Here is a 22,113-nt window from a genome sequence, read left to right as displayed (position 1 = left end):
CACTCCCTAGGGTTTGAGGGATATCGACATGCATCAGTTTTGGACGGTCCGCCGGTCCGCGCATCGGCGAAATCACCAGTTCCGACGCAGGTTGCCGGGATCAGTCGTGTTTCGACCCTCTGACCAGGGGTAGCAGGGCACTCGCCTGCCCGCACACGCTCCATGGAGGGGTTCGTCACGTGGAAACAAGCAAGCCCGCCAAGGCGGTCAAGAACGCTGTGAAGACGGCCTCCGATAAGATCGCCGACGCCCTGACCCCGGATGTCCCCGGCGCGCCGGGTAGCGCGCCACCGAGCATCGAGGAGCCGACGACGCCGCGCGACCCGCTGCCACCGAAGCCGGAACAGGGGGCACCGCAGACGCGCACGCCGACCGGCGCACAGACCGGCGCGCCGACGACCGCGAACGGTCAGCAGGGCGCCTACCTCACGACCGCGAACGGGGCGCGGCTGCGCGACACGGACCACTCGCTCAAGGCCGGCCCGCGCGGCCCGGTGCTCCTGCAGGACCACCACCTACGCGAGAAGATCACGCACTTCGATCACGAGCGCATCCCGGAGCGCGTGGTGCACGCCCGGGGCGCCGGCGCGCACGGCGTGTTCACCGCGTACGGCACCGCCGAGGCGGTCACCCGGGCCGGCTTCCTCAAGAAGGGGCGCGAGACCGACGTCTTCGTGCGCTTCTCCACCGTGCTCGGCTCGCGGGGCTCGGCCGACACGGTCCGCGACACCCGCGGCTTCGCGACCAAGTTCTACACCGACGAGGGCACCTTCGACCTGGTCGGCAACAACATGCCGGTGTTCTTCATCCAGGACGCGATCAAGTTTCCGGACATCATCCACGCCGGCAAGCCGCACCCGGACCGGGAGATCCCGCAGGCGCAGAGCGCCCACGACACCTTCTGGGACTTCGTCTCGCTGCACACCGAGGCGCAGCACCACACCATCTGGAACATGTCCGACCGGGGCATCCCGCGGTCGTACCGGACGATGGAGGGCTTCGGTGTGCACACCTTCCGCCTCGTCAACGAGGCCGGGGAGACGGTGCTGGCGAAGTTCCACTGGAAGCCGAAGCTGGGTGTGCACTCCCTGACCTGGGAGGAGGCACAGCTGCTCGGTGGCATGGACCCGGACTTCCACCGCCGCGACCTCTACGACGCCATCGAGGCCGGCGCGTACCCCGAGTGGGAGCTGGGCATCCAGGTCTTCCCGGACACTCCCGAGGAGACCTTCGCCGACATCGACCTGCTGGACCCGACGAAGATCGTGCCGGAGGAGCTGGCCGAGGTGCAGCCCATCGGGCGGCTGGTGCTCAACCGGACGCCGACGAACTTCTTCGCCGAGACCGAGCAGGTCGCCTTCCACCTGGGCCACCTGCCGCCGGGCATCGACGTGACGAACGACCCGCTGTTGCAGGGCCGGCTCTTCTCGTACGTCGACACGCAGCTCACCCGGCTGGGCGGCCCCAACTTCACGCAGATCCCGATCAACCGCCCACACACGGCCGTCAACGACATGCTGCGCGACGGCTTCCACCAGCACGCCGTGCACGCGGGCGTCGCCCCGTACCGGCCGAACTCGCTCGACGGCGGCAACCCGTTCCCCGCCGGGGACGCCGAGCACGCGTTCGTCGACGTGCCGGTCACGGTGGCGCAGGCGCCGAAGGTACGCGCCAACCCGACCTCGTTCGACGACCACTACAGCCAGGTACGCCTCTTCTGGTCGAGCATGTCGCCGGTCGAGAAGGAGCACATCATCCGGGCCTACACCTTCGAGTTGGGCAAGTGCTACCACCAGGCGATCAAGGAGCGCCAGCTCCAGTGCCTCGCCAACATCGACCCGGTGCTCTGCGAACAGGTCGCCACCGGGCTGGGCCTGCCCGCCCCGCAGCCGACGGTGCCGCTCGCCGACGTCACGCCCAGCCCGGCGCTGTCGCAGGTCGGCCGGGAGTGGCCGAGTGACGGTCGTACCGTCGGCATCATCGTCGACCCCGACGGCGACCTGGACGACGTCGACGAGGTCCGACAGGCCGTGTTCGCGGCCGGCATGGTGCCGCTGCTGATCGCCCCGCACGGCGGCACGGTGGGCAGCATGCCGGTGCAGCGCACCTTCGCCACCGGCCGGTCCGTCGAGTTCGACGTGGTCCTGCTGGCCGGAGCGCCGGCGCCCGCACCGGACGCCGTCCCGGCCCGCGACGACAAGGCGGGCAGGCCGGGTCCGGCCGCCGTCGATCCGCGCGTGCTGCTGCTCGTCGAGGAGTGCTGGCGGCACGCCAAGGCGATCGGCGCCTGGGGCGCCGGCGTCACCGTGCTGGAGCAGGCCGGGGTGGCCGGCACCCCCGGCATCGTGGCGGCGGGCTCCGGCGCCGAGGCCCTGAGGGCGGTGCAGCAGTTGATGGCCGCACACCGGGTGTGGGAACGGTTCCCGGCCTCGGTCGCCTGACCCGTCACCGAGTCGCCTGACCGATCAGCGGCGAGGGCTGTCCTCCGCAGTACGGGAGGACAGCCCTCGCCGGTGATCAGGCTGTCATCTCCGGCTACCGCAGGTGGTTCGTGCCGGCACCACAGCTCCGCTGCTCGATCAGCGCCCCGCTCGCGGTGCTCTGGCCCACCGCGCCCAGGCACATCCCGCCGTGGGCGTTGACCAGGTGCTGGTTCCCGTCGAGGGTGAACCGCTGGGCCGGTGTCGTGGTGCAGGTGGTGAGCTGGATTGCCGCTCCGGCGTCGCTGGACGCTCCGAGCACGTCCAGGCAGCGCCCGCCCAGCTGCACACTCCCGTCCGGCTTCATCGTCCAGAGCTGGTTGCGGGTCCGGTCGTCCCGGCAGTCCGCGAGCTGGAGTCGGACCGGGTCCGATGAGTCCGGCGCCGCGATGTCCAGGCACCTGTTGCCCGCCGCCCCGACGAGCCGGTGGCCCGACCGGGCCGCAGGTGCGCTCGGCGTCGGCGACACGCTGAGGTCGGGCCTGGTCCACGGGGTGGCATCGCCCGACGCTGACACCGGCCGGAAGCCGGCGGTGACCTCCTGCAGCTCGACCCGGCGATAGTCGCGGTACCGCTCGCCGACGGCGGGGCAGCCCAGCTCGACCGCCGGGTCGGTGGGCGGCGAGTCGGTCTGGCCGACGACCAGAATCCCGATCACCAGGCGGAGCGCGAGCAGGACCGCGAGGCCACCGACGAGCCAGGTCCGTCGTCGGCGGGCCGGCCCCGGCCGGTCACCCTCCGCCGCGACACCGCGGGCGCCTGGGGTACGCCGTGAGCGCCGATCGAGTGCGGCGTTGCCGGTGGACGCCGGCTTCCGATTGACCCGCCGGACTACGTCGTTTCAGGTGCTTGACGTGTCAATATTCCGCCGGTAGTTTAAATTTGCATCCACGAACTTCTATCTGGAGCAGGTGAACCGTGCTGTTGAAATCCATCGCCATCGCCATCGCCGCGTCCGTCGCAGGCGTGCTGGCCGCCGCCCCCACCGCCTCGGCGGCAGCACCCGGAGTGTCGGTACAGGGCTGGGGGTCCGGGAACTGCCCGCAGGGCATGCTCTGCATCTGGCCCAACTGGAATCACCCGCCGCAGGGTCCCGTGGAGACGCCGTCTCTGACGACCAACAGCGAGTGGACCGGCAGCATCCAGGGATTCAACTTCTACAACGGCACAGGCCGCGACGCCGTAATATCCGGGTTCGCTTTCGGCTCGTCGATTCCCTTCAAAAACTGCGCTCCTGCCGGCGGGGCGGGGGGCGACCTGTATATACCGGTCAACGTGACGAAGGTGACCTGGCAGTTGACCCCCTGCTGATCCTCCACTGGGCCTTCCCGAGTACGGACTTGGAGTAGCTGGCTCGATCGGCGGTCCGGACGCGCCCGGATCCGTTGCGGTGCAACGACAAGACGCAGAACCCCGGCATGAAGGTGGTCATTCCCGGAATCACCGTCATCGAGGTTCTGCGTCGCTACGAGTGTCACTGATGCCGCCATCCTGCCCGTGCGCGAGGTGACCGTGTCGTTTCTGTCCGGCCTCCTGCAGGCCGAACGGCAACGGCTCGGCACCCGCGCCGGGAGGGCCTTACCGTGCTCGCCCTGGTCCTGCTCCACCACGACCACCGCCGCATGACGTGATCACACGACGCGACCAACAGTTACTCGGAAAGGCTCGGTGAGCCGACCGCATGACGGACGCAGCCGCGCCTACGCGCCCGAGATGGCAGTGAGTGCCGTGTCGAGTGCCTGATCCGCCGAGACCTGCATATCGGGGACCACTCCGACGCCTTCCCAGTTGGTGCCGGTGACGCTGTTGATGGTGCGGGCGGTCGGCACGGTCACGAGGATGTGTTCGGTGACCGCGTGGCGGGCCGTCGGATGCGCGCCGCCACGTGTCGTCTCGCCGACGACGACGCTCCGGCCGTGCGCCTGCAGCGTGTACGCCACGTCCTCGCCCCCGGAGAACGTGATCGCGCTGGTGAGCACGTAAACCGGGCGGTCCGTGTAGCGCGGCGCGGGAAGGTGCGCGGTCGTCCAGAACTGGCGGGTGGCGCCGGTGGACCGCTCGTAGAAGTCGTTGAGGTGCACCTGATCGTCGGGGAAGAAATAGCTGCACCACATCGCGGCTCCCTCGGGTGCTCCGCCGGCGCATGCGCGTAGGTCCAGGATGAGCGCGGAGCTGAGGGCGACCAACTGCATGGCCGCGCCGATCGCCTCGGCTCCTTCGTTCGCGTACGCGATGCGCCGCACGTCGATGAGCCCGACGTTCCCGTCCAGGTGCTCCACACGACGGATGCCCTGGTTCTCCGCCCTCAGCAGCGCGACGAACGCAGCCCGCCCACCGTCCTCGTCCGCTGGATCCAGCGACTGCGGCTGGTCGGACCACAGCAACCGCAGATGCTTGTCCGGGCACGCCTTGTGAAGGTGAGCGGTCACCGTCTCGCAGAGCGCCGGCCCGGCCATTCCGTCGTACTCGCCTGCCGCGAGACGGCGCCGGATCGCGGCGTCGATGTCCACGACCTTCGCAGGAAAGACGTACCCTGCCTCGATCCGATCCAGGGCCCGTTCGATGATCTGTTCGTTGGTGAGCACGGCGGGCCACGCTAGACCGCGGACAGCCCCACGACCACCGAATTTCGCGCAGCGGATCAGCCGATGTCGGCCAACCGTGGCAGCACCTCGTCACCGAGCCGCTGGGCGAACTCGACCGGGTGCCGGTCCGGTGTCACCTGCACCTCGCGCACACCGAGCGCGGCGTACTCGGACACCTCGGCAAGGAACGCGTCAATGTCGTCCAGCGGCGACCGGTTGGCGACCACCGTCTTCTCGATGGTGTCGTAGTCGCGGCCCTCGGCGGCGCAGTGCCCGCGCAGCACGTCCAGCTTTCGGGCGACGTCGTCGGCGCCCGCGCGGCCGAACAGGTTGCAGGCGTCGGCATACCGCGCCACCAGCAGCAGCGTCTTCTTCTCGCCCCCGCCACCGATCATGATCGGCGGGTGTGGGCGGCGCAACGGCTGCGGCGAGTTGATGGTCTCGGCGAGCTGGTAGTGGCGTCCGTCGAACGGGCCGTCGTCGGCGCTCCACATCTGCAGGCAGATTCGCAGCGTCTCCTCCAGCCGCTCGAACCGCTCGGCGACCGGGACCACCGGCACGCCCAACCCGAGCTGCTCCCGCTCGTACCAGGAGGCGCCGATGCCGAGGCGGGCCCGGCCGCCGGAGAGCACGTCGAGGGTCGTCACGGTCTTGGCCAGCAGCCCCGGGTACCGGTACATCACACCGGTGACCAGCACGCCCAACGTCATCCGCTGGGTCCTTGCCGCGACGTAGCCCAGCGTCGTGTACGCCTCCAGCATCGGCTCCTCGGCGGCGAACACCGCGTCCATCTGGAAGAAGTGGTCCATCACCGTGAACGACGCGACGCCGGCCTGCTCGGCGGTGGTGGCCGCCTGCGCCAGGGTGGGCGCGATCGCGGTCGGATCGGCCGGGGTCGAGTAGTTCCAGTAGTGCAGCCCGAGCTTCATGTTCGGCACCTCCGCACCGAGCCTAGGGGACGTCTCGCGACCTGTCCTGCCGACGACGCTCCGGCATCGTGGGCGGGTATCGGAGCGGGCCGCGTCCATTACCAATTCATGACAATTCGTGGATCAGGCGCGGATATTCGGCTGGCAGCTTCTGCGCAGTGATCCAACAGTTGTCTCCCACCGAGTCCCAGCCCGTCGAAACGCAACCGGAGGCGACGCGCGTCCGGTTTCGCCACCGGTACTGGACCGGGACCGTCTCCACCGGCCGGCAGACAGACCGGGCGCAGTGGGCCGACGCGGCGAAGGGCGTCTGCATCATCCTCGTCGTCCTGTGGCACGTCGTGGTGAAGGACTACCTGCAGATCGACTGGCACGTCGGCGTACCGGTGCCGGGCCTCTGGGGAACGCTCGGTGAGCAGTTCCTGCCGCTACGGATGCCGCTGTTCTTCACCATCTCGGGCGTCTTCGCGGCGAACGCCGCGCAGCGGCCGTGGCGGGTCGTCGCCCGCAGCCGGATCGGCGGGTTCCTCTACCTGTACGTCGTCTGGCTGCTGATCCACACCGCGGTCCTCGCCGCCGCCCCGCAACTGCCGACCGACCGCGCCACCTCCGTCCTCGGCCTGCTGGAGCAGCTCACCATCACACCGTCCAACCTCTGGTACCTGTACGCGCTGGCGCTCTACTTCGCCCTCGCCAAGGCGACCCGCCGGGTGCCCCGGGCGCTGGTCCTCGTACCCGCCGCGGCGTTGTCCGCGATCGCCGCCGCCGGCCTGCTCGACACGCCGGGCAACCGGGCCGGCGTCTACCAGAACCTGATCTTCTTCCTCGCCGGCCTGTCCCTGCGCCAGCAAATCGAGCGGTGGGCGGACACCGCCAGCGGACGCCGCCTCGTGCTGACCTCGGGCGCCTACGCGCTCGCGCTCGCCGCGATGGCGGCGGCCGGCGCCCAGCAGTGGTTCGGCGTATGGACGGCGGCGTCGGTGCTGGCAGTGATCTTCGGCATAACCGCCGCTGCCCGGCTGGCCCGGTGGTCGGCGCTCAGCGATCCGCTGGCTAGGCTCGGCCGCATCACACTGCCGATCTACGTCATCCACCTGCCGGTCCTGGCCCTGCTGCACCGGCTGTTGCTCGTAGGAGTTTCCGGGCTGGACCGGTCCGCCCAGGGCCTGATCGTGCTCGGTTATCCGATTCTGCTGAGCGGGCTGGTGATCGTCCTGAGCCTGGCCGTCCACCGCGGGCTGGTGGCGGTGCACGCGCGTTGGCTGTTCGCGCTCCCCGGCCCCCACCGGGCGGAGGCGGCCGGATGAGCGCCCTGGCCGAGGCGGTGGTCGACCTCGGGGCGATCGCCGACAATGTGCGCGCCATCACGTCGCTCACCGGCACCGACCTGATGGCCGTGGTGAAGGCGGACGGGTTCGGCCACGGCGCGGTGCAGGTGGCCCGTGCCGCGCTGCGCGCCGGCGCCCGTTGGCTGGGGGTGACCTCGACGGCCGAGGCGCTGGCCCTGCGTACGGCGGGGGTGACCGCGCCCACGTTGAGCTGGCTGCACCGGCCGAACGACGACTTCGCGGCGTTGATCACGGCGGGCGTCGACATCGGGGTGTCCACCACGACGCACCTGCACGCCGTCGTCGACGCGGTCCACCTGCTCGGCGTACCGGCGATGGTGCAGCTCAAGGCGGACACCGGTCTGTCCCGCAACGGGGCCGCCGGTGACGACTGGCCGGAGTTGGTGGGTTGGGCCCGCAAGTACGAGCGGGAGGGCGCGGTCCGGGTGCGCGGGGTGTGGTCCCACCTCGTCGACGCGGACCTGCCGGGCGCTCCCGAGCTGAGTCGGCAGGTGGCGACCTTCGAGGAGGCGTTGCGGGTCACCCGCACGGCCGGCCTCGACCCGGACCTGGTGCACCTGGCCAACTCGGCGGCCGCGCTGTCCGCGCCGCGGACCCGCTTCGACCTCTGCCGGATCGGGATCGCGCTGTACGGCGTGGACCCGTTCGGGGCGAGCGGTCCGGGCGAGTTCGGGCTGACCGCGGCGATGACGTTGCGCACGAGTGTGGTCAACGTCAAGCGGGTGCCCGCCGGCACGGGCGTCTCCTACGGTCCCGACCACGTCACCGCCGCGCCGACCACGCTGGCGCTGCTGCCGCTCGGCTACGCCGACGGGTTGCCCCGCGCCACCGGCGGTCGCGCCGAGGTGTGGCTCGCCGGCCGACGATGCCCCATCGTCGGGCGCGTCGCGATGGACCAGTGCGTGGTCGACGCCGGGGACCTTCCGGTGACGATCGGCGACCCGGTCGTGGTCTTCGGCCCCGCCGAGGGTGAGCAGGCCCCTCCGACTGTCGTCGAGTGGGCCCGCTGGGCCGACACCAACCCGCACGCGATCTTGACCGGGATCGGGCCGCGGGTGGCCCGCGACCATCTCCACGAAAGGGCACGGAATTCATGACGACCCGACTGGCAGTGCTGTACGGCGGACAGAGCGGCGAGCACGAGGTGTCCTGCCGCTCGGCGCAGAGCATCCTCGCCAACCTGGACCGGGAGCGGTACGAGGTCACCGAGGTGCTCATCGACCGTGCCGGCGGCTGGCACGTCGGCGGTCGCCCGACGACACTCCCCCAGGCGCTGCGCGTGCTGCGTACCCAGGATGTGGTGTTTCCGGCCCTGCACGGCCCGTACGGCGAGGACGGCACGGTGGCGTCGCTGCTGGAGTGGCTCGGCGTGCCGTACGTCGGAAACGGTGTCTTCGCCAGCGCCGCCGGCATGGACAAGGGTGTCACCAAGCGGCTCCTCGCGGCGGAGGGCCTGCGGGTCAGCCCGGGGGTGACCCTGCGTCCCGGCGAGGAGTTGTCGCCCGGCGACCGGCAACGGCTGGACCTGCCGGTCTTCGTCAAGCCGGCCCGGGCCGGTTCCAGCCTGGGCGTGGTCAAGGTGGACGAGTGGGCGGGTGTGCCCGCCGCGCTGGAGCAGGCCCGAGCGGTCGACCCGAAGGTGCTTGTCGAGCAGGGGGCGCGCGGACGGGAGATCGACGTGGCGGTCCTCCAGCACCCGGACGGGCGGGTGCAGGCCGGCCCGCCGCTGGAGATCCGGGTGACCGGCCCCGGCTTCTTCGACTACGACGCGAAGTACGACGGCGGGGCGGCCTTCCAGATCCCCGCCCCGCTCGACGCGGAGACCACCGAGGTGCTCCAGGACCGGGCGATCCGCGCCTTCCGCGCCCTGGACTGCCGTGGTCTGCTCCGGGTCGACTTCTTCCTGCCCGCCGAGGGGTCACCCGAGCCCATCGTGAACGAGGTCAACACGTTCCCCGGTTTCACCGCCGCATCGCAGTTCCCGCAGATCTGGGCGCAGGCCGGTCTCGGGTTCGCCGCACTCATCGACATCCTGGTCGCCGGCGCGCTCGTCGATGAGGACCGGGGTCACCACACCGGGCTGCCCCGGCAGGCCCGACCCGTCGATCTGGCGCGCAACGGCGGTCGGCACGCGGTCACCTGAGCGGGCACGGCCGGGGTGGCCGGGCGCCGTCGGACCCGACGATGGTGACCGCTGGGGAATTCTGCGCCAGGCCGGACTGGGCCGCGGCCCCGGCCACCGTACAGATGATCTGGTCGGCCGCCCTCGACGACAGCGACCGCGCCGCGCCGGTCGTCCGTACGGTGAGGCCGTCGGACCGGTTGGCTCCGGACGTCAGCGTGACCGGGTCGAGCCCGGCCGGCACCTCGCTGGTGAGACCCAGGCCGCGTTCGTACTCCAGTGGACCGGCCGCGAGCAGGGCGAGCGCGTTGGCGGGCGAGGCGTCCGCCGACGCCGGGCGGAGGACCAGCACGAGTTCACCCTCCGCGAGCAGGTAGAGCCCGACGCCTCCCGAGGGTCCGCTGACCGCGGGCCGGCCGGTGATGACCGCACTGGGCCGGACCCCGCAGCCGCCGGTGGCGAGCAGCGCGAGCAGAACGCCACCGGCGAGCAGCGCGCGCCTGGTCACCGGGCACCTTCGGCGTCCGCCGGGTCGCGGGGCAGACGGAGGGTGAACACCGCTCCGCCACCGGGGGCGTTGCCCGCGACGAGAGTCCCCCGCCGGTCGCCGTGGTGGTGCAGGCGCGCGTTCTCCCAGGAGATGGCGAGGCCGAGGCCGCTGCCCTCGGAGCGGGTTCGCGCGGTGTCGGCCTTGTAGAAGCGGTCGAACACCTGCGGCAGGACGGCCGGGTCCAGCCCCGGCCCCTGGTCGGCGACCTCGATGGTCACCCAGTCCGGGTCCGCGCGCAGGCGTACCGACACCGGCTCGGCGCCGTGCCGGAAGGCGTTGCCGACCAGGTTGGCGACGATGACGTCGAGCCGGCGGGGATCCAGCCGGGCCACGACTCCGGGTGGCAGTTCGGCGCGTACCCGGTCGAGCCAACCCCGGATCCGCAGGGTCGCGGTCACCGCCGCGGCCACGTCCACGTCGTCCAGGGCGAGCCGTGCCGTACCGGAGTCGAACCTGCTGACCTCGATGAGGTCGTTGACCAGCTGGGTGAGGTTCTGCGTCTCCCGGCTGACCAGCCGGGCGGCCCGGCCCGCGTCACCGGGCAGGTGCTCCGCCTCCTCGTCGAGCACGTCGGTCACCGCCGTCATCGCCGCCAGTGGCGTACGCAGTTCGTGCGAGACGTCGGCCACGAAGCGGCGGGCGTCGGACTCCATCCGCCGCAGCTTTCCGACCTGCCGTTCCAGCGTCCCGGCCGTGTCGTTGAAGGTCCGCGCCACATCGGCCAGCTCGTCGGCGCCCCGAACCGTCAGCCGGGTGCTCAGGTCGCCCTCGCCGAGGCGGCGTGCCGCCCGGCCCAGGTCGCGGACGGGTCGCAGCACACCGCGGGCGGCCAGCAGGGCCAGCAGGACGGCGAGGATCAGGGACAGCCCACCGGTCTGCCACGCCCGGGTGGCGAGCCGGTCGATGCTCTGCTGCTCGGGCACGAGGTTGCGCACCGAGTAGACCTCCAGCCCGGACGGCCGGGACGTGCCGTCGGACACCTCGAGCGCCAGCTGGGTGCCGATGAGCAGCCAGGGCTGTCCGTCGCGCGAGATCCGCTGCCAGGCGATCCGTCCCTCGCCGACCTCCCGGCGCAGCTCCGGGGTGAGCGGGTCGGCGATCTCCGCGCCGCCCTGTGACCGCATGTTCCGGTAGACGACCACCGCGAAGCCCTGCCGGTCGGAGAGCCGCTGGGCCAGCAGGTCTAGGTCAACCTGGGTCGGTGGGAGCTGGACGATCGGGTAGACCTTGGTGAGTTGGTCGGTCAGCGACAGCACGGCGGCGTCCTGCGCCTGTTGCAGGATGACGGTGCGGGCCTGGACGTAGCTGCCACTGGCCACGGCCACCGTCGTGGTCACGCCCAGCAGCGCGAAGGTCAGGAGCAGCCGGACCCGCAGGCCCAGGACCCGGGCACTGGCCCAGCGGGTCACAGCGGCCCGAAACGGTAGCCGAAGCCGCGCACGGTCTGGATGAAGACCGGCGCCGACGAGTCGATCTCGATCTTGGCGCGCAGCCGCTGGACGCACGCGTCCACGAGTCGCGAGTCCCCGAGATACCCGTGCTCCCACACGGCCTCCAGCAGTTGCTGACGGCTGAGCACCTGGCCCGGGGTGTGCGAGAGTGCGAGCAGCAGGCGCAACTCGGTCGGCGCCAGCCCGACCGGCGTCCCGTCCTTGTTGACCACGAGCGCGGCCCGGTCGATGGTCAACGGGCCGTACTGTTCCACAGCGGCGCGCTCGCCGACGGGACGCCGCGACTCGCCACCGGTGCGTCGGAGCACCGCGCGGATGCGCGCTTCGAGCACCCGGGCCCGCACGGGTTTGACCACGTAGTGGTCCGCGCCGGCCTCCAGACCCGCCACCACGTCCATGTCGTCGTTGCGGGCGGTGAGCATGATGATCGGCAGGTCGCCGAGCTGCCGAATCCGGCGGCACACCTCGAACCCGTCCATCCCGGGCAGCATGAGGTCGAGGACCACCACGTCGGACGAGGTCCTACGCAGCCGGTCCAGTCCCTGCTCCCCGGTGCCGACGGCGTGCACGGTGTGGCCCTGCCGGGTGAGCGCCAGTTGCAGCCCGTCGCGCACCGTCTGGTGGTCTTCGATCAGCAGCACCTGGGACATGTCGTCAAGTATCCCATCATGAGATCTTTTGAGATCCGGTCGATGGCCGCGACCGCGCGGGAGGCGGACCCGCGAAGTCGGTGGTCCGCACCAGGAACACCACCGCACCCACCAGGACCATCGTCACCGCGCCAACGCCCACGATGGCGACGAGCGCCCCGCGCTGCACCGCCGCGACCAACCCGGGCACGACCACCACCAGCGCCCACACCAGCGCGACCGGGCCGGCCGTCACCACGGCCAGGCCGCGCCACCGGCCGCCGCCCTCCGGTCGGCCGTCCGCCCCCTGGCCACCGCGCCAGGCCACCAGCGCCGCCGCGGCCAGGCAGAACAACGCCACCCCCAGCAGTACGCCGCCGAGCGCGTCACTGAACCGGTGCCAGCCCGCGATCATCGTGGCCGAGGCGACGACCGCGACACCGGCGGCGCCCGGCACCACCAGCCACCGCCGGGCCCAACCGGGCAGGACCAGCATGAACGCCAGCAGCAGCGCCGTCGCCGCCGCGACGTGGCCGCTGGGGAAACTGTTGTGGGTGGTCGAACTCTCGATCTGGAGATCCGGGCGGGGCAGCGCCGACTTCACCACGCCGGCCACCACCACCGCGCACACGACCAGGCCCACGCCGACCACACCCGCCGCCAGCCGACGGCGGAGCGCACCCACCACCAGCACCGCGCCGAGCAGGGCGGCGAGGAGTGTCGGGCTACCGAAGGCGGCCAGGACGCCCTTGGCCGGACCCACCAGGACGGTCTGCTGCTCGTACCCGCCGCCCCGCGCGGCGCGCGGCAGGAGCGCGCCGTCCCACCACTGACCGGGGTACGTGCGCACGAAGACGGCCGCCGTGAGGGTCAGGGCGAGCAGGCCGCACAGCGACGCCGCGAGCAGCCGCAGACCCAGCGGCACCGCCGCGCGCGCGTGTGGCAGCGGCCGCGCCGGCTGCGGGCCGGGCGTCGACCGCCCGACGGGGTACGACGATCCGATGGACATGGCGACCATGCTCGCCCCGACAGGTCCGTACGCCGTACGCGGAATGTCTTGGTTCTGTCACAACCGCTGTCGGACCGCCGAAGGCCCCGCCGGTGCCCCCGCGACGTGGTCGAATTCATCTGCCTGCATGCGACGAGGTTTTACCCGCCCGAGATCAGCCGCCACTAGGGTCAGGACGCCGATCGATGTGTGCGTCGACGGTGCGAAAGATCCATCCGGAGTGAGTTGGGGAACCGGAAGGGGTTGGGGGAATGCAGGAAACTCCAGTCGCCAGCCTGGTCATCGGCATCGCGTCGTCACCGGCCGAACGCCGACAGCTGGCCCGACTACTCGGCGGAAGCAACGCCTTCCTGATCGTCTCGACAGTCGACCAGGCGCGGGAGTTCCTCGGGGTGATCGAGACGCCTCCCCTTCCGGCTGCCCCGGTGCCGGGCGTGCTCGCCGAGGGGGCGCCGAGCCCACCGCCGGAGCTGACCGTCGACTCCGACCGGCGGGTGTTGCGGTGGCGCGACCAGGAGATCGACCTGACCCGGCTGGAGCACGACGTCCTGCTCTGCCTGGTGCACGCGCCCGGGCAGATCTGGACCTACGAGCGCCTGCACCTTGAGGTCTGGGGCAACCGGCACCTCGGACGGGGCTCGGACATGCACTCGGTGGTCCGCCGGGTACGCGGCAAGCTCGCCCGGCTGAACGCCGCGGCGACGATCCACTCGGTACGCGGGGTCGGCTTCCGACTCGTCCCGGTCTGATCCGCCGGACCCGGTCCGGCCCGCCTGGTCTGCGACCAGGCGGGCCGGACGTCGTCGCTACCGCTCGGGTGTCAGCACCGGATCGGCGCCAACCCGAAGTCCTCCACCGTGGGAGTGGTGACGTTGACCTTCGTCTGGCGGGTCTGCGGCTTCCAGCCGTCCTTGGCGACGATCATCGTGATCGGGTTGTTGCGGCGGTCCACCCAGTAGGCGTACTTGCCCTCGGCGTCGGTCGCGAAGGTCCACGACGACGCCCACGAGTCGACCTGCACGACCGCACCGGTGAGCGGCGAGGTCGCACCCTGGCAGCTGGTGCCGGTGACCGTGCCCATGAGCTTGCCCCACGTCTTCGGGGGGTTCACGGTCATCGTCACCGCGACCGGCGCGACCGAGTACGGCGTGTTCTCCGCGATCGCGACCGCACCGGAGTAGGTGCCCGGCTGGTCCACGTTCGCCGTCATCGTGACGGTGACCGTGACCTTCGCACCCGGCGCGAGGGTGGCCGCCGACTTGTCGATCGCCATCCAGCTGACGTCGGCCGCCGACTCGGCGCAGCCCTCGAAGCCGGGCAGCACCTCGCTGTCCGGTGCCGCGTCGAAGCTCCCGGACGAGCCGCCGATCTTGTAGAAGCCACACGCCGCCCCGCCGCGGTATCGCGGGGTGTTGGCGTTCGGCAGGTTCGACCACGAACCGGCGCCCGGGTCGAAGGCGAAGCCCGCGTTGCTGATGGCCCCACCCTGCGAACCACCGACGACGAGGAGCTTGCCGTTGGCGACGGCGTACGAGCTGGCCCAGTTGTCGGTCGGCGCGTCGGCGATCGTGGACCAGGTGTTGGCGCCCGGGTCGTAGGCGTAGCTGGACTTCTGCGCCGCGGCCCCGTCGTTGCCGCCGGTGCAGTAGATGATGCCGTCGATGCCGCCGCAGGAGGCAAAGGCCACCGACTTCGGGTAGTTGGCAAGCGTCGTCCAGGTGTCACTGCCCGGGTCGTACCGGACGACACTGTTCGACATCGGCGTGCAGCCGGCGGTGGTGCAGCCGCCGATGGCGTACAGCTTGCCGTCGACGACGGCCTGACCGGCCGCCGACCGCGGCGCCGGGTTGTCGGCCAGCTCCGTCCAGGTGTTGGCCCCCGGGTCGTACGACCAGGTGGCGGAGTCCGGCCCCGAGTCACCCCAGCCGCCGGTGACGATGATCTTCCCCTCCACGACGCCCGCCGTCAGGGCGTTGCGGGCACCGGGAAGGTCGGCGATCGCCGTCCAGGTCTGCGCGACCGGGTCGTAGGCGTAGTTCTTCGTGGTGGAGGCGCTCCCGTCGCCACCGCCGAGCGAGTAGACCTTGCCGCCCAGGTTGACCACCCGGTTGTCCATGATGGTGGACGGGTAGTCGGCGATGTCGGTCCACGGCGCCGCTTGCGCGCCGACCCCGGCGGTGGTGGCCTTGGCCTGCTTGCCGGACGCCTTCGCGGCGAAGGACGTCGCGGCGGTGATCCGCTGCTCCGGCGCACCGGAGCCACCGAGCACCTGCTGGCGGGTGACCGTGGACCCGTCCGCCCGGAGGATCTCGAATCCGTTGTCCCGCTCGGCGAACTTGACCTCGACCGGCGCGCCACCGGTGTTGGTCACCGTGAAGGTCTTGCTGGCCTTGCCGTTGGGCATCTGGAGCGTGGCGCTCAACTGCGTCGGCGTTACCGACAGCCGACCGGCCGCAAGCTGGAAGTTCGCGACGGTCGCCCAGTCGGCCTCCACGTCGACCTGCTTGGTCTGGCTGACGTAGTTACCGGCGCTCGCGGTGAACGGGTGCGTGCCGGTGAGCGTCGAGTAGATCCAGTAGAAGCCGTCGGCCAACTCCGGGTCGTCCGGGGTCGCCACGGTGACCGCCTTCTCGGCGGGCTTGTCCTTGCTGGTGACGGTCGCGCCGTTGACGTAGCTGTTGTCGTTCTTGTCGCGGACGTTGCCGACGACCAGCCCACCGTCGACCGGCACGCAGGTGATCTGGCTGCCGATCAGGACGTTGTCGACCTCCCACCACCACTCGTAGCTCGCGTCGTAGTAGTGGAACCGGACCTGCACCTGCGCCTGACCGGCCGCCTGCGGGATCGCGATCTCGGTCACCTTCGGGCCCCGGACGTCGGTCTCCTGGCGGAGCACGTTGGTCCAGGTGGCACCACCGTCGATGCTCAGATCCACGTCGGCGGTGTCGTCGTTGAGCTGGTTGAAGTCCTGGTTGAACCGGATGACCGGGGCCGTGACGGCGGTCAGGTCGACCACCGGGCTGACCAGGGAGGTGTCCTGGCTGGTGCCCGCACCGTAGTTGTCACTGTCGATCATCGCGAAGTTGCCGCCGCCGCCGGTCAGGTTGCCCCGGTCGCCGTCGTCGGTGAACGTCCAGACCTGACCGCTGCCCGCGTTGTCCACGACCGTCCAGCCGGGCGGCGCGGTCGTGCCGTCGAAGGACTCGTACTCACCGTCGGAGCCGAACGTGTAGCCGGGCGCGGTGGTGCAGGTGGTGGTGTTCACCGGCACCGCGACGTTGGCGGTGGTGTTGCCCGAGCCGACCACGACCTGCTTGGTGACGGTCTGGTAACCCGGGTACTGCGACTCGTACGTCAGGGTGTAGGTCTGCCCGGCCGGCAGCTTGAGGCTGTATCGGCCGTTCGACGGCGTGGTGTAGTCGTAGACACCGGCCACCCCGGTCACGGTCACCTTCGCGTACAGCGGCCAGCCGTGCCCGGAGCCGTCGGTGACCGCCCCGGTGACGTTCACACTCGGCACCGGCGTCAGCGCGACGTTGAGCGTGGTGGTCGTGGCCTTGGTGACCGTCGCCGACTTCGTGGTGCTGGCGTAACCGAAGGCCGCCACGGCGACCTGGTAGTCGCCGGTGGGGAGTTGGGTCGAGTAGGTGCCGTTGGCGCCGGTGGTCACCGCACGCGCGGTCGGGCCGGTGAGCGTCAGGGTCGCGCCGGCGATCGGGGCGCCGGTGGCCGCGTCGGTGACCGTGCCGGCCAGGGTGCCGATGTCGCCGGTCGGCGCGGCGGTGAGCAACGCGAGGGCGTCCAGCCGGCCTTCGCCGTAGACGTTGTTGTCGGCCGCGGTGCCGCCGCACTGGGCGTCGGCCTTGTCGATCGCGGTGCCGTTGAGCAGCGCACGGGTCGCGTCGACGTCACCGATGAGCGACGGGGCCGCCGAGTACAGCAGCGCGATCGCGCCCGCGAGGTGCGGCGCGGCCATCGAGGTGCCGCTGGCGCTGCCGTAGGCGTTGCCCGGGATGCTCGACCGGACGTTCACGCCGGGGGCGGAGATGTTGGGCTTGATCTCGCCGTTCTGCCCGGCGCCCCGGGCGGAGAAGCCGGCGATGTTGTTGTTGGCGTCGTACGCGCCGGTGGAGTAGTTGCTGGCGAGGCTGCCGGGTGAGCCGCTGGTCTGACATGCCGGCCCGCTGTTGCCGTTGGACCAGACGCCGAAGATCCCGGACGCGGCCCAGGCGTCCGTCACGTCCTCCATGAAGGGCTCGTTGGACGGGTCAATGGTGCCCCACGAGTTGTTGATGACGTTCGGTCGCTTGCTCGCGTCCGCGTTCTGGCCGTTGAGGTCGAGCGGTTCGAGCATCCACTGACCCGACTCGATCAGGGCGGCGTCGGTGGGGCAGCAACCGTTGGCCGCGATCCACTTGACCCCGGGGGCGACACCGATCTGGTTCGCGCCGTCGGAGCCGGCCATGGTGCCCATCGTGTGCGTACCGTGGCCGTCGTCGTCGCAGGGGCCGGTCGCGCAGGCGTCGGCAGCGTCGAACCAGTTGTAGTTGTGGTCGAACGTCCCGTCGCCGTTGTTGCCGCGGTAGGAGTTCACCAGCGCCGGGTGGTCGAACTGCACCCCGCTGTCGATGCTCGCGATGGTGATGCCCTCGCCCTTGACCCCGAACTGGGACCAGACGTCGTCGGCGTTGATGTTGGCGATGCCCCACTCCAGGGCGTTCACGGTCTTCTCGTCGGTGCCCTTGATCGTCTCGGGCAGCTTGTAGGCGACCGGGGCGTAGAGGCCCTCGACCTCGGCGTGGCCGGCGAACTTCTGCGCCATCGCGAGGGAGCCGCTGTTCACCTTGATCGCGTTGGTGACCCAGAAGGTCTGGTACTTCGCGCCCGCGCTGTCGAGGTCGGCCCGGATCTTGCCCTGGCTCGCCGCGGCGGTCTGGCGCAGAGCGTCCGCGACCGCCGTGCCGCGCTTCGACCAGTCCTTGATGGCGCTGGCCTTGCTCAGGTCCGCCCGGTCCTTGAACCGGATCCAGAAGTCCCCTTCACTCTTGGCCTGGAGCTGCTTCGCGAGCTCCGGTCGGATCTTGTCTCCCGCCCCCGTCGCGCCGCCCGGCGCGGCCTGCGCGCCGGATCCGATGGTGACCAAGCATGTGGCGGCGAGGATCGTCGCCGCCCCGGCGCTGACCAGTGATCTGGCCGCGCGCCCCCATTGTGGACGTCTGAACATTGGTGCTGCCTCCCTCAGAACGACCCAGGGTGTCAAAGGGCCATGGTGAGGGTGCGGGAGGATCGTCTCGGCGGGCCGAGCGATCGAACCCCCCATGTCTCCCCATGCACCGCGCGGGTCACGCCGGTTGCCCGACTGGACACTATGATCGAGATGATCGGGCGATCAAGAACCTGCCGTGAGCAACTTGTCGCTAAGAGTTGCCCTGCTGGCGACGCGCTTGCCAATCATTGTCAGGACCATGACGATAGCTGGGCAGGGATGCCCATCGATCCCGGGCGGTGCTGTGGCCGAGGACGACGACGAGGCGACGTGGAATCGGGGTGATCCGGCCGACGAGCCGTTCCCGCTGCTGATCGCGGTGACCTCGTCCCCGGCCGAACGGATCCGGCTCGCGGAACGCCTCGACGGCATCGCGCCACTGCTGCTGGTGGCCGACCTCGACGAGCTACGCCGGCTGATCGCCGTACCGCAGCAACCGGCCAGCACGACGCCCGCCGCGAATTCCGCTCTGGTGATCGACTCCGCCCGGTCCGTCGCCCGCTACCGGGACCGCGAGGTCGACCTCACCCGACTGGAGCACGACCTGCTGATCTGCCTGACCACCGAGCCGGTCCGGGTCTGGAGCTACGCCGACCTGCACCGGTCGGTCTGGCGGGACGAGGGGCGGGAGCGCAGGGCGGACGTGCAGTCCCTGGTGAAGCGGCTGCGGCGCAAGCTGCACGAGCTCGACACCGGAGCCAGCATCGAAGCGGTGCGAGGTGTCGGGCTGCGGCTGACCGATCGTCGGCATCCGCGCATCGAAAGAGCGTGACGCCTGCCTGATGTGGGCAGGCGGCGCGTATGCGGTCGGGCACGTCGTCGCATGATCTGGCGCGTAGGGGGTACGACACCAGGATCAGCAACGACAAGGCGGCGAAGAACGCTGGTAAGTAGAGTCAGCATGGCGTTCCCGAACCCCCCGACGGAGCGCGGCCGGGATCGAGTTCCTCGGGCAGCCGTACACCTTCGCCGACGGCGAGGTGAACCCGCCGCCGCCGTCGGCACCGAGGTCGCGTACTCCAACGACCCCGACGGCACCAACCTCGAAATCATCGCCCCCAAGGGCGGGTTCTCCCGCGAGTGATGTCGACGTGGGTGCGGACCGCCTCCCGGCCCGCACCCCACGTCGCTCTCGCCGGCCGGCTCAGCGGCCTGCGCCGCCCGGCGACCGGGGCAGACCCGGCTCGGACGGCATCCGGGTGATCGGCGGCAGGATCAGCGCGATGAGGGCGACGATCGCGATGACCGTGAACGGCAGCGTGTAGCTCTTGCCGCTCGCCTCGTAGAGCAGCGACGTGACAAGCGGTCCGATGACGCCGCCGATGCTCCAGGCAACGATCATCGCGCCGTAGATGGCACCGCCGTTGGGCGTGCCGAAGTAGTCGGCCGCGGTGGCGGGCATCGTGCCGAATCCGCCGCCGTACGCCAGGTAGACCAGGGCGGCCAGGACCGCGAAGAGCGCCAGCGACGCGGCGTGCGGCAGGATGAAGAAGCAGATCGCCTGGAGCAGCAGCATCCCCAGGAACGCCGGCATCCGCCCGGTGCGATCGGACAACCACGCCCAGGCCACCCGGCCGGCCCCGTTGAACAGACCGAGCACACCGACCAGGGTGGCGGCCGCCGCCGCACTGGCCCCGGTGATCACCTGGGCGGCATCGGACGCCTGGGAGATCAGCGCGATGCCACAGGTGACGTTGAGCGCCAGGATGCCGGTGAGCAGGTACCACTGCCGGGTGCGCAGAGCCTCGCGCAGGGTGTAGACCCGGGTGCCGGCGAGGGCCCGACCGGCGGTCTTCGGCGTGAACCCGGGCACCTGGTAGCCCGCCGGCGGGTTACGGAAGAACGACGCCCCGAGCAGGATCGCGATCAGGTACGCGACGCCCAGCGGGAAGAACACGTGGGTGGGATCGTCGGTGCCGTTGAGCAGCCCCTTCGCCACCGGCGCGACGATCACGGCGCCGAAGCCGAACCCGGCGACCGCGATGCCGGTGATCAGGCCGCGCCGGTCCGGGAACCACTTGGCGAGCATCGCGATCGGGGTGATGTACGCGGCCCCCAGGCCGATTCCCCCCAGCACGCCGTAGGTGAGCACCAGCAACCACAGGTCGTCCTCCGACGACGTGAGCGAGGCCAGCATGTTGCCGACCGCGTAGAGCACCCCACCGCCGAGCGCGACCGGTCGCGGGCCACGCCGGTCCTGGATGCGCCCGCCGATCAGGCTGCCGATGAAGATCGTGCCGATCGCCACCTCGAACGGCAGCACGGCCTCCCACTTGGCCCAGCCGAATTCGTCCTGCAACGGCTTGTTGAACACGCTCCACGCGTACACCGCGCCGAGCGCGAGTTGGACGAGCACCGCGGCGACGACGAGACCCCATCGGCCCCGCGTCGGCGCGGATCTTCCTTGGTCGGTTGCGGAGTGTGCCATGAGCTGAGTCCCCCGTCTGCTGGCTCATTGGCTGGCGCCTGCTGGTCGAGCTATGTCCCCTTCTCGGCCGGCGACCGGCCTTCCCGGCGGTCGCGCCGCTCCCGTTGCGGCACGACCGTGTACTTCGGGTCGCGCGCCGACGCCATGCCCGCCTCGAAGACGCCGAACCGGGTGGCCACCGACGATGCGACAAGCGCGGCGCCGGAGAGCGCGGACAGGATCCGGCTCCGCCGGCTGAACAACGCCGCGACGGTGCCCACACCGAGCAGCACCCGCCCGGCCCGGACCAGTCGGCCGCTGCGGCCGTGCGTGTACGGCTCACCGGTCAGGCCCATCCGCTCCAGCCGGCGACCGCCGACCAGTTCGGTGCTCGCGGCGGCGAGGACGAGTCGCCGCAGCGGGGCGGTCTGGGCGGCGGGCGCCGCGATCAGTGCGACCCCGGACGCGGCGGCGAGCGCGCTGCCGGCGAACACGAACGGCAACGACGGGTACGCGTCGTGCCAGGACGGTACGGCGGTGTCGGCGAGCAGCACCCCGGTGTAGGTGGCCAGCGCCGGGGCGGTGGCCGCGGCGGCCAGGCCGGCGACGTTGCCGACCGGGGGCGCCAGCCGGCGGGCGAGGCCGAGCACGCCGTGTCGCGGCAGCCGCGGCGCCAGTTCGGCGATCGCGGCGATACCGGCCAGTGGCCCGAACACGGTGAGGATCCAGGTGCCGACCGACATCGGCGACGTCAGCTTGGCGACCCGGAGCATGTGGTGGAACCGGGCGGGCCGCCCGAGGTCGTGCACCAGCAGGTACGCGCTGGCGGTGACGCCGCCGAGCGCGGTCCACCTCCCCACCTGACGCAGGCCGGGCCGGCCGGTCAGTTGGGCGCCCGCGCCGATCAACGCGCCCCCGGCGGCGAGGCCCCCGGTGAAGAGGTAACCGGCGATGTCGTGCTTCCACACCGGCGGTTTGAGGATCGGCCGGCCGTAGTAGGAGGTGAAGTCGGCCACCGGCACGGTCAGTTGCTCGCCGTCGTGACCGCCACCCCGGCCGCGCCGGCGCTGCCCGACGGCCTGGTCGACGCGGTCCTGGAACTCGCGGAACCGGGCACCGGCCGGCTCGTTCGCTGGCCGGTCGGTCACGGCCGACCTCCGACGAACGCGAACACGGTGGCAGCCGTCATGGTGAGGGCGGCGAGGCCCGCGCGTTTCCACATCGCCGGCAGGTCACGGCTGGTCACGACCGGATCCGGCGGCAGCCCGTACACCTCGGGCTCGTCCAACAGCAGGAAGAACGCCCCGTCACCACCCACACCATCATTCGGGTCGTG

18 protein-coding genes and 1 pseudogene are annotated in these 22,113 nt (G+C 71.1%); 8 read left to right on the top strand and 11 right to left on the bottom strand.

Going from position 1 to position 22,113, the window contains the following annotated elements; genetic code table 11:
* Positions 1-179: 179 nt before the first annotated feature.
* Positions 180-2,441 (top strand): catalase, encoded by a 2,262-nt coding sequence (locus tag ACFYPM_RS31830; RefSeq protein ID WP_387205010.1) that lies wholly within the window; start codon positions 180-182, stop codon positions 2,439-2,441.
* Positions 2,442-2,535: 94 nt separating this feature from the next.
* On the opposite strand, the gene ACFYPM_RS31825 is transcribed toward ACFYPM_RS31830, so the two are convergent.
* Entirely contained in the window at positions 2,536-3,138 is a 603-nt protein-coding gene (locus ACFYPM_RS31825) for an RICIN domain-containing protein (RefSeq protein ID WP_387205007.1), read from the bottom strand.
* A gap of 260 nt (positions 3,139-3,398) precedes the next feature.
* On the opposite strand from ACFYPM_RS31825, the gene ACFYPM_RS31820 reads away from it, so the two are divergent.
* Complete coding sequence (locus tag ACFYPM_RS31820) at positions 3,399-3,791, top strand: hypothetical protein (RefSeq protein ID WP_387205004.1); 393 nt, start codon at positions 3,399-3,401, stop codon at positions 3,789-3,791.
* 389 nt (positions 3,792-4,180) lie between these two features.
* Here ACFYPM_RS31820 and ACFYPM_RS31815 read toward each other — a convergent pair whose 3' ends face one another.
* Both ACFYPM_RS31815 and ACFYPM_RS31810 read right to left on the bottom strand, forming a co-directional pair.
* Positions 4,181-5,065 (bottom strand): S41 family peptidase, encoded by an 885-nt coding sequence (locus ACFYPM_RS31815; protein WP_387205002.1) that lies wholly within the window; start codon positions 5,063-5,065, stop codon positions 4,181-4,183.
* Positions 5,066-5,121: 56 nt separating this feature from the next.
* On the bottom strand, positions 5,122-5,994 hold the full coding sequence (locus ACFYPM_RS31810; protein WP_387204999.1) for an LLM class F420-dependent oxidoreductase: 873 nt from the start codon (positions 5,992-5,994) through the stop codon (positions 5,122-5,124).
* A 158-nt stretch (positions 5,995-6,152) separates the two neighbouring features.
* Here ACFYPM_RS31810 and ACFYPM_RS31805 point away from each other — a divergent pair, with 158 nt between their 5' ends.
* The 3 genes from ACFYPM_RS31805 to ACFYPM_RS31795 are packed head-to-tail and all read left to right on the top strand — an operon-like array spanning position 6,153 to position 9,486.
* Complete coding sequence (locus tag ACFYPM_RS31805) at positions 6,153-7,301, top strand: acyltransferase family protein (protein ID WP_387204996.1); 1,149 nt, start codon at positions 6,153-6,155, stop codon at positions 7,299-7,301.
* Positions 7,298-8,440 carry an alanine racemase gene (gene alr, locus ACFYPM_RS31800; RefSeq protein WP_387204993.1) on the top strand — a complete coding sequence of 381 codons (1,143 nt, stop codon included), beginning with the start codon at positions 7,298-7,300 and terminating at the stop codon, positions 8,438-8,440. The genes ACFYPM_RS31805 and alr overlap by 4 nt, the downstream gene beginning before the upstream one ends.
* Positions 8,437-9,486, top strand: coding sequence for a D-alanine--D-alanine ligase family protein (locus ACFYPM_RS31795; RefSeq protein ID WP_387204990.1), 1,050 nt, complete (start codon positions 8,437-8,439; stop codon positions 9,484-9,486). The genes alr and ACFYPM_RS31795 overlap by 4 nt, the downstream gene beginning before the upstream one ends.
* Here ACFYPM_RS31795 and ACFYPM_RS31790 read toward each other — a convergent pair.
* From ACFYPM_RS31790 to ACFYPM_RS31775, 4 genes are read right to left on the bottom strand one after another with little or no spacing between them, the layout of a single operon-like run.
* Positions 9,479-9,973, bottom strand: a complete 495-nt coding sequence (locus ACFYPM_RS31790) for a hypothetical protein (RefSeq protein WP_387204987.1) — start codon at positions 9,971-9,973, stop codon at positions 9,479-9,481. The two genes, ACFYPM_RS31795 and ACFYPM_RS31790, sit on opposite strands and share 8 nt — an antisense overlap.
* Positions 9,970-11,424: an ATP-binding protein gene (locus ACFYPM_RS31785; protein ID WP_387204984.1), complete on the bottom strand. Its 1,455-nt coding sequence runs from the start codon at positions 11,422-11,424 to the stop codon at positions 9,970-9,972. The genes ACFYPM_RS31790 and ACFYPM_RS31785 overlap by 4 nt, the downstream gene beginning before the upstream one ends.
* Positions 11,421-12,116, bottom strand: coding sequence for a response regulator (locus ACFYPM_RS31780; RefSeq protein ID WP_387204981.1), 696 nt, complete (start codon positions 12,114-12,116; stop codon positions 11,421-11,423). The genes ACFYPM_RS31785 and ACFYPM_RS31780 overlap by 4 nt, the downstream gene beginning before the upstream one ends.
* A 16-nt stretch (positions 12,117-12,132) precedes the next feature.
* Complete coding sequence (locus ACFYPM_RS31775; protein WP_387204979.1) at positions 12,133-13,104, bottom strand: phosphatase PAP2 family protein; 972 nt, start codon at positions 13,102-13,104, stop codon at positions 12,133-12,135.
* A 251-nt stretch (positions 13,105-13,355) separates the two neighbouring features.
* On the opposite strand from ACFYPM_RS31775, the gene ACFYPM_RS31770 reads away from it, so the two are divergent.
* Positions 13,356-13,853, top strand: a complete 498-nt coding sequence (locus tag ACFYPM_RS31770) for a winged helix-turn-helix domain-containing protein (RefSeq protein ID WP_387204976.1) — start codon at positions 13,356-13,358, stop codon at positions 13,851-13,853.
* A gap of 71 nt (positions 13,854-13,924) precedes the next feature.
* On the opposite strand, the gene ACFYPM_RS31765 is transcribed toward ACFYPM_RS31770, so the two are convergent.
* Positions 13,925-18,247 (bottom strand): S8 family serine peptidase, encoded by a 4,323-nt coding sequence (locus ACFYPM_RS31765; RefSeq protein WP_387204973.1) that lies wholly within the window; start codon positions 18,245-18,247, stop codon positions 13,925-13,927.
* A gap of 322 nt (positions 18,248-18,569) precedes the next feature.
* Here ACFYPM_RS31765 and ACFYPM_RS31760 point away from each other — a divergent pair, with 322 nt between their 5' ends.
* Both ACFYPM_RS31760 and ACFYPM_RS31755 read left to right on the top strand, forming a co-directional pair.
* Complete coding sequence (locus tag ACFYPM_RS31760) at positions 18,570-19,142, top strand: winged helix-turn-helix domain-containing protein (RefSeq protein WP_387204970.1); 573 nt, start codon at positions 18,570-18,572, stop codon at positions 19,140-19,142.
* A 129-nt stretch (positions 19,143-19,271) separates the two neighbouring features.
* A complete protein-coding gene (locus ACFYPM_RS31755) occupies positions 19,272-19,454 on the top strand; it encodes a hypothetical protein (protein WP_387204967.1) in 183 nt (60 codons plus the stop codon).
* A gap of 60 nt (positions 19,455-19,514) precedes the next feature.
* Here the strand turns inward: ACFYPM_RS31755 and ACFYPM_RS31750 are convergent, their stop codons facing one another.
* The 3 genes and pseudogenes from ACFYPM_RS31750 to ACFYPM_RS31740 form a co-directional block, all read right to left on the bottom strand.
* Positions 19,515-20,798, bottom strand: coding sequence for an OFA family MFS transporter (locus ACFYPM_RS31750; RefSeq protein ID WP_387204964.1), 1,284 nt, complete (start codon positions 20,796-20,798; stop codon positions 19,515-19,517).
* A gap of 50 nt (positions 20,799-20,848) precedes the next feature.
* Positions 20,849-21,925 (bottom strand): NrfD/PsrC family molybdoenzyme membrane anchor subunit, encoded by a 1,077-nt coding sequence (nrfD, locus tag ACFYPM_RS31745; RefSeq protein ID WP_387204960.1) that lies wholly within the window; start codon positions 21,923-21,925, stop codon positions 20,849-20,851.
* A pseudogene (locus tag ACFYPM_RS31740) lies at positions 21,922-22,113 on the bottom strand (4Fe-4S ferredoxin); the annotation flags it as partial. The gene nrfD and the pseudogene ACFYPM_RS31740, both read right to left, overlap by 4 nt.

It is taken from the genome of Micromonospora sp. NPDC005203 (assembly GCF_042872705.1).
Taxonomy (GTDB): domain Bacteria; phylum Actinomycetota; class Actinomycetes; order Mycobacteriales; family Micromonosporaceae; genus Micromonospora.
Note: the sequence above shows the minus strand (reverse complement) of the source record. Positions and strands in the feature narration are given on the sequence as shown.

Bases quoted from the DNA above. Each gene is read 5' to 3' on its own strand.
- ACFYPM_RS31810 (WP_387204999.1), bottom strand. From the start codon at position 5,994: ATGAAGCTCGGGCTGCACTACTGGAACTACTCGACCCCGGCCGATCCG.
- alr (WP_387204993.1), top strand. From the start codon at position 7,298: ATGAGCGCCCTGGCCGAGGCGGTGGTCGACCTCGGGGCGATCGCCGAC.
- ACFYPM_RS31795 (WP_387204990.1), top strand. From the start codon at position 8,437: ATGACGACCCGACTGGCAGTGCTGTACGGCGGACAGAGCGGCGAGCAC.
- ACFYPM_RS31780 (WP_387204981.1), bottom strand. From the start codon at position 12,116: ATGTCCCAGGTGCTGCTGATCGAAGACCACCAGACGGTGCGCGACGGG.
- ACFYPM_RS31775 (WP_387204979.1), bottom strand. From the start codon at position 13,104: ATGTCCATCGGATCGTCGTACCCCGTCGGGCGGTCGACGCCCGGCCCG.
- ACFYPM_RS31770 (WP_387204976.1), top strand. From the start codon at position 13,356: ATGCAGGAAACTCCAGTCGCCAGCCTGGTCATCGGCATCGCGTCGTCA.
- ACFYPM_RS31760 (WP_387204970.1), top strand. From the start codon at position 18,570: ATGACGATAGCTGGGCAGGGATGCCCATCGATCCCGGGCGGTGCTGTG.
- ACFYPM_RS31755 (WP_387204967.1), top strand. From the start codon at position 19,272: ATGGCGTTCCCGAACCCCCCGACGGAGCGCGGCCGGGATCGAGTTCCT.
- ACFYPM_RS31750 (WP_387204964.1), bottom strand. From the start codon at position 20,798: ATGGCACACTCCGCAACCGACCAAGGAAGATCCGCGCCGACGCGGGGC.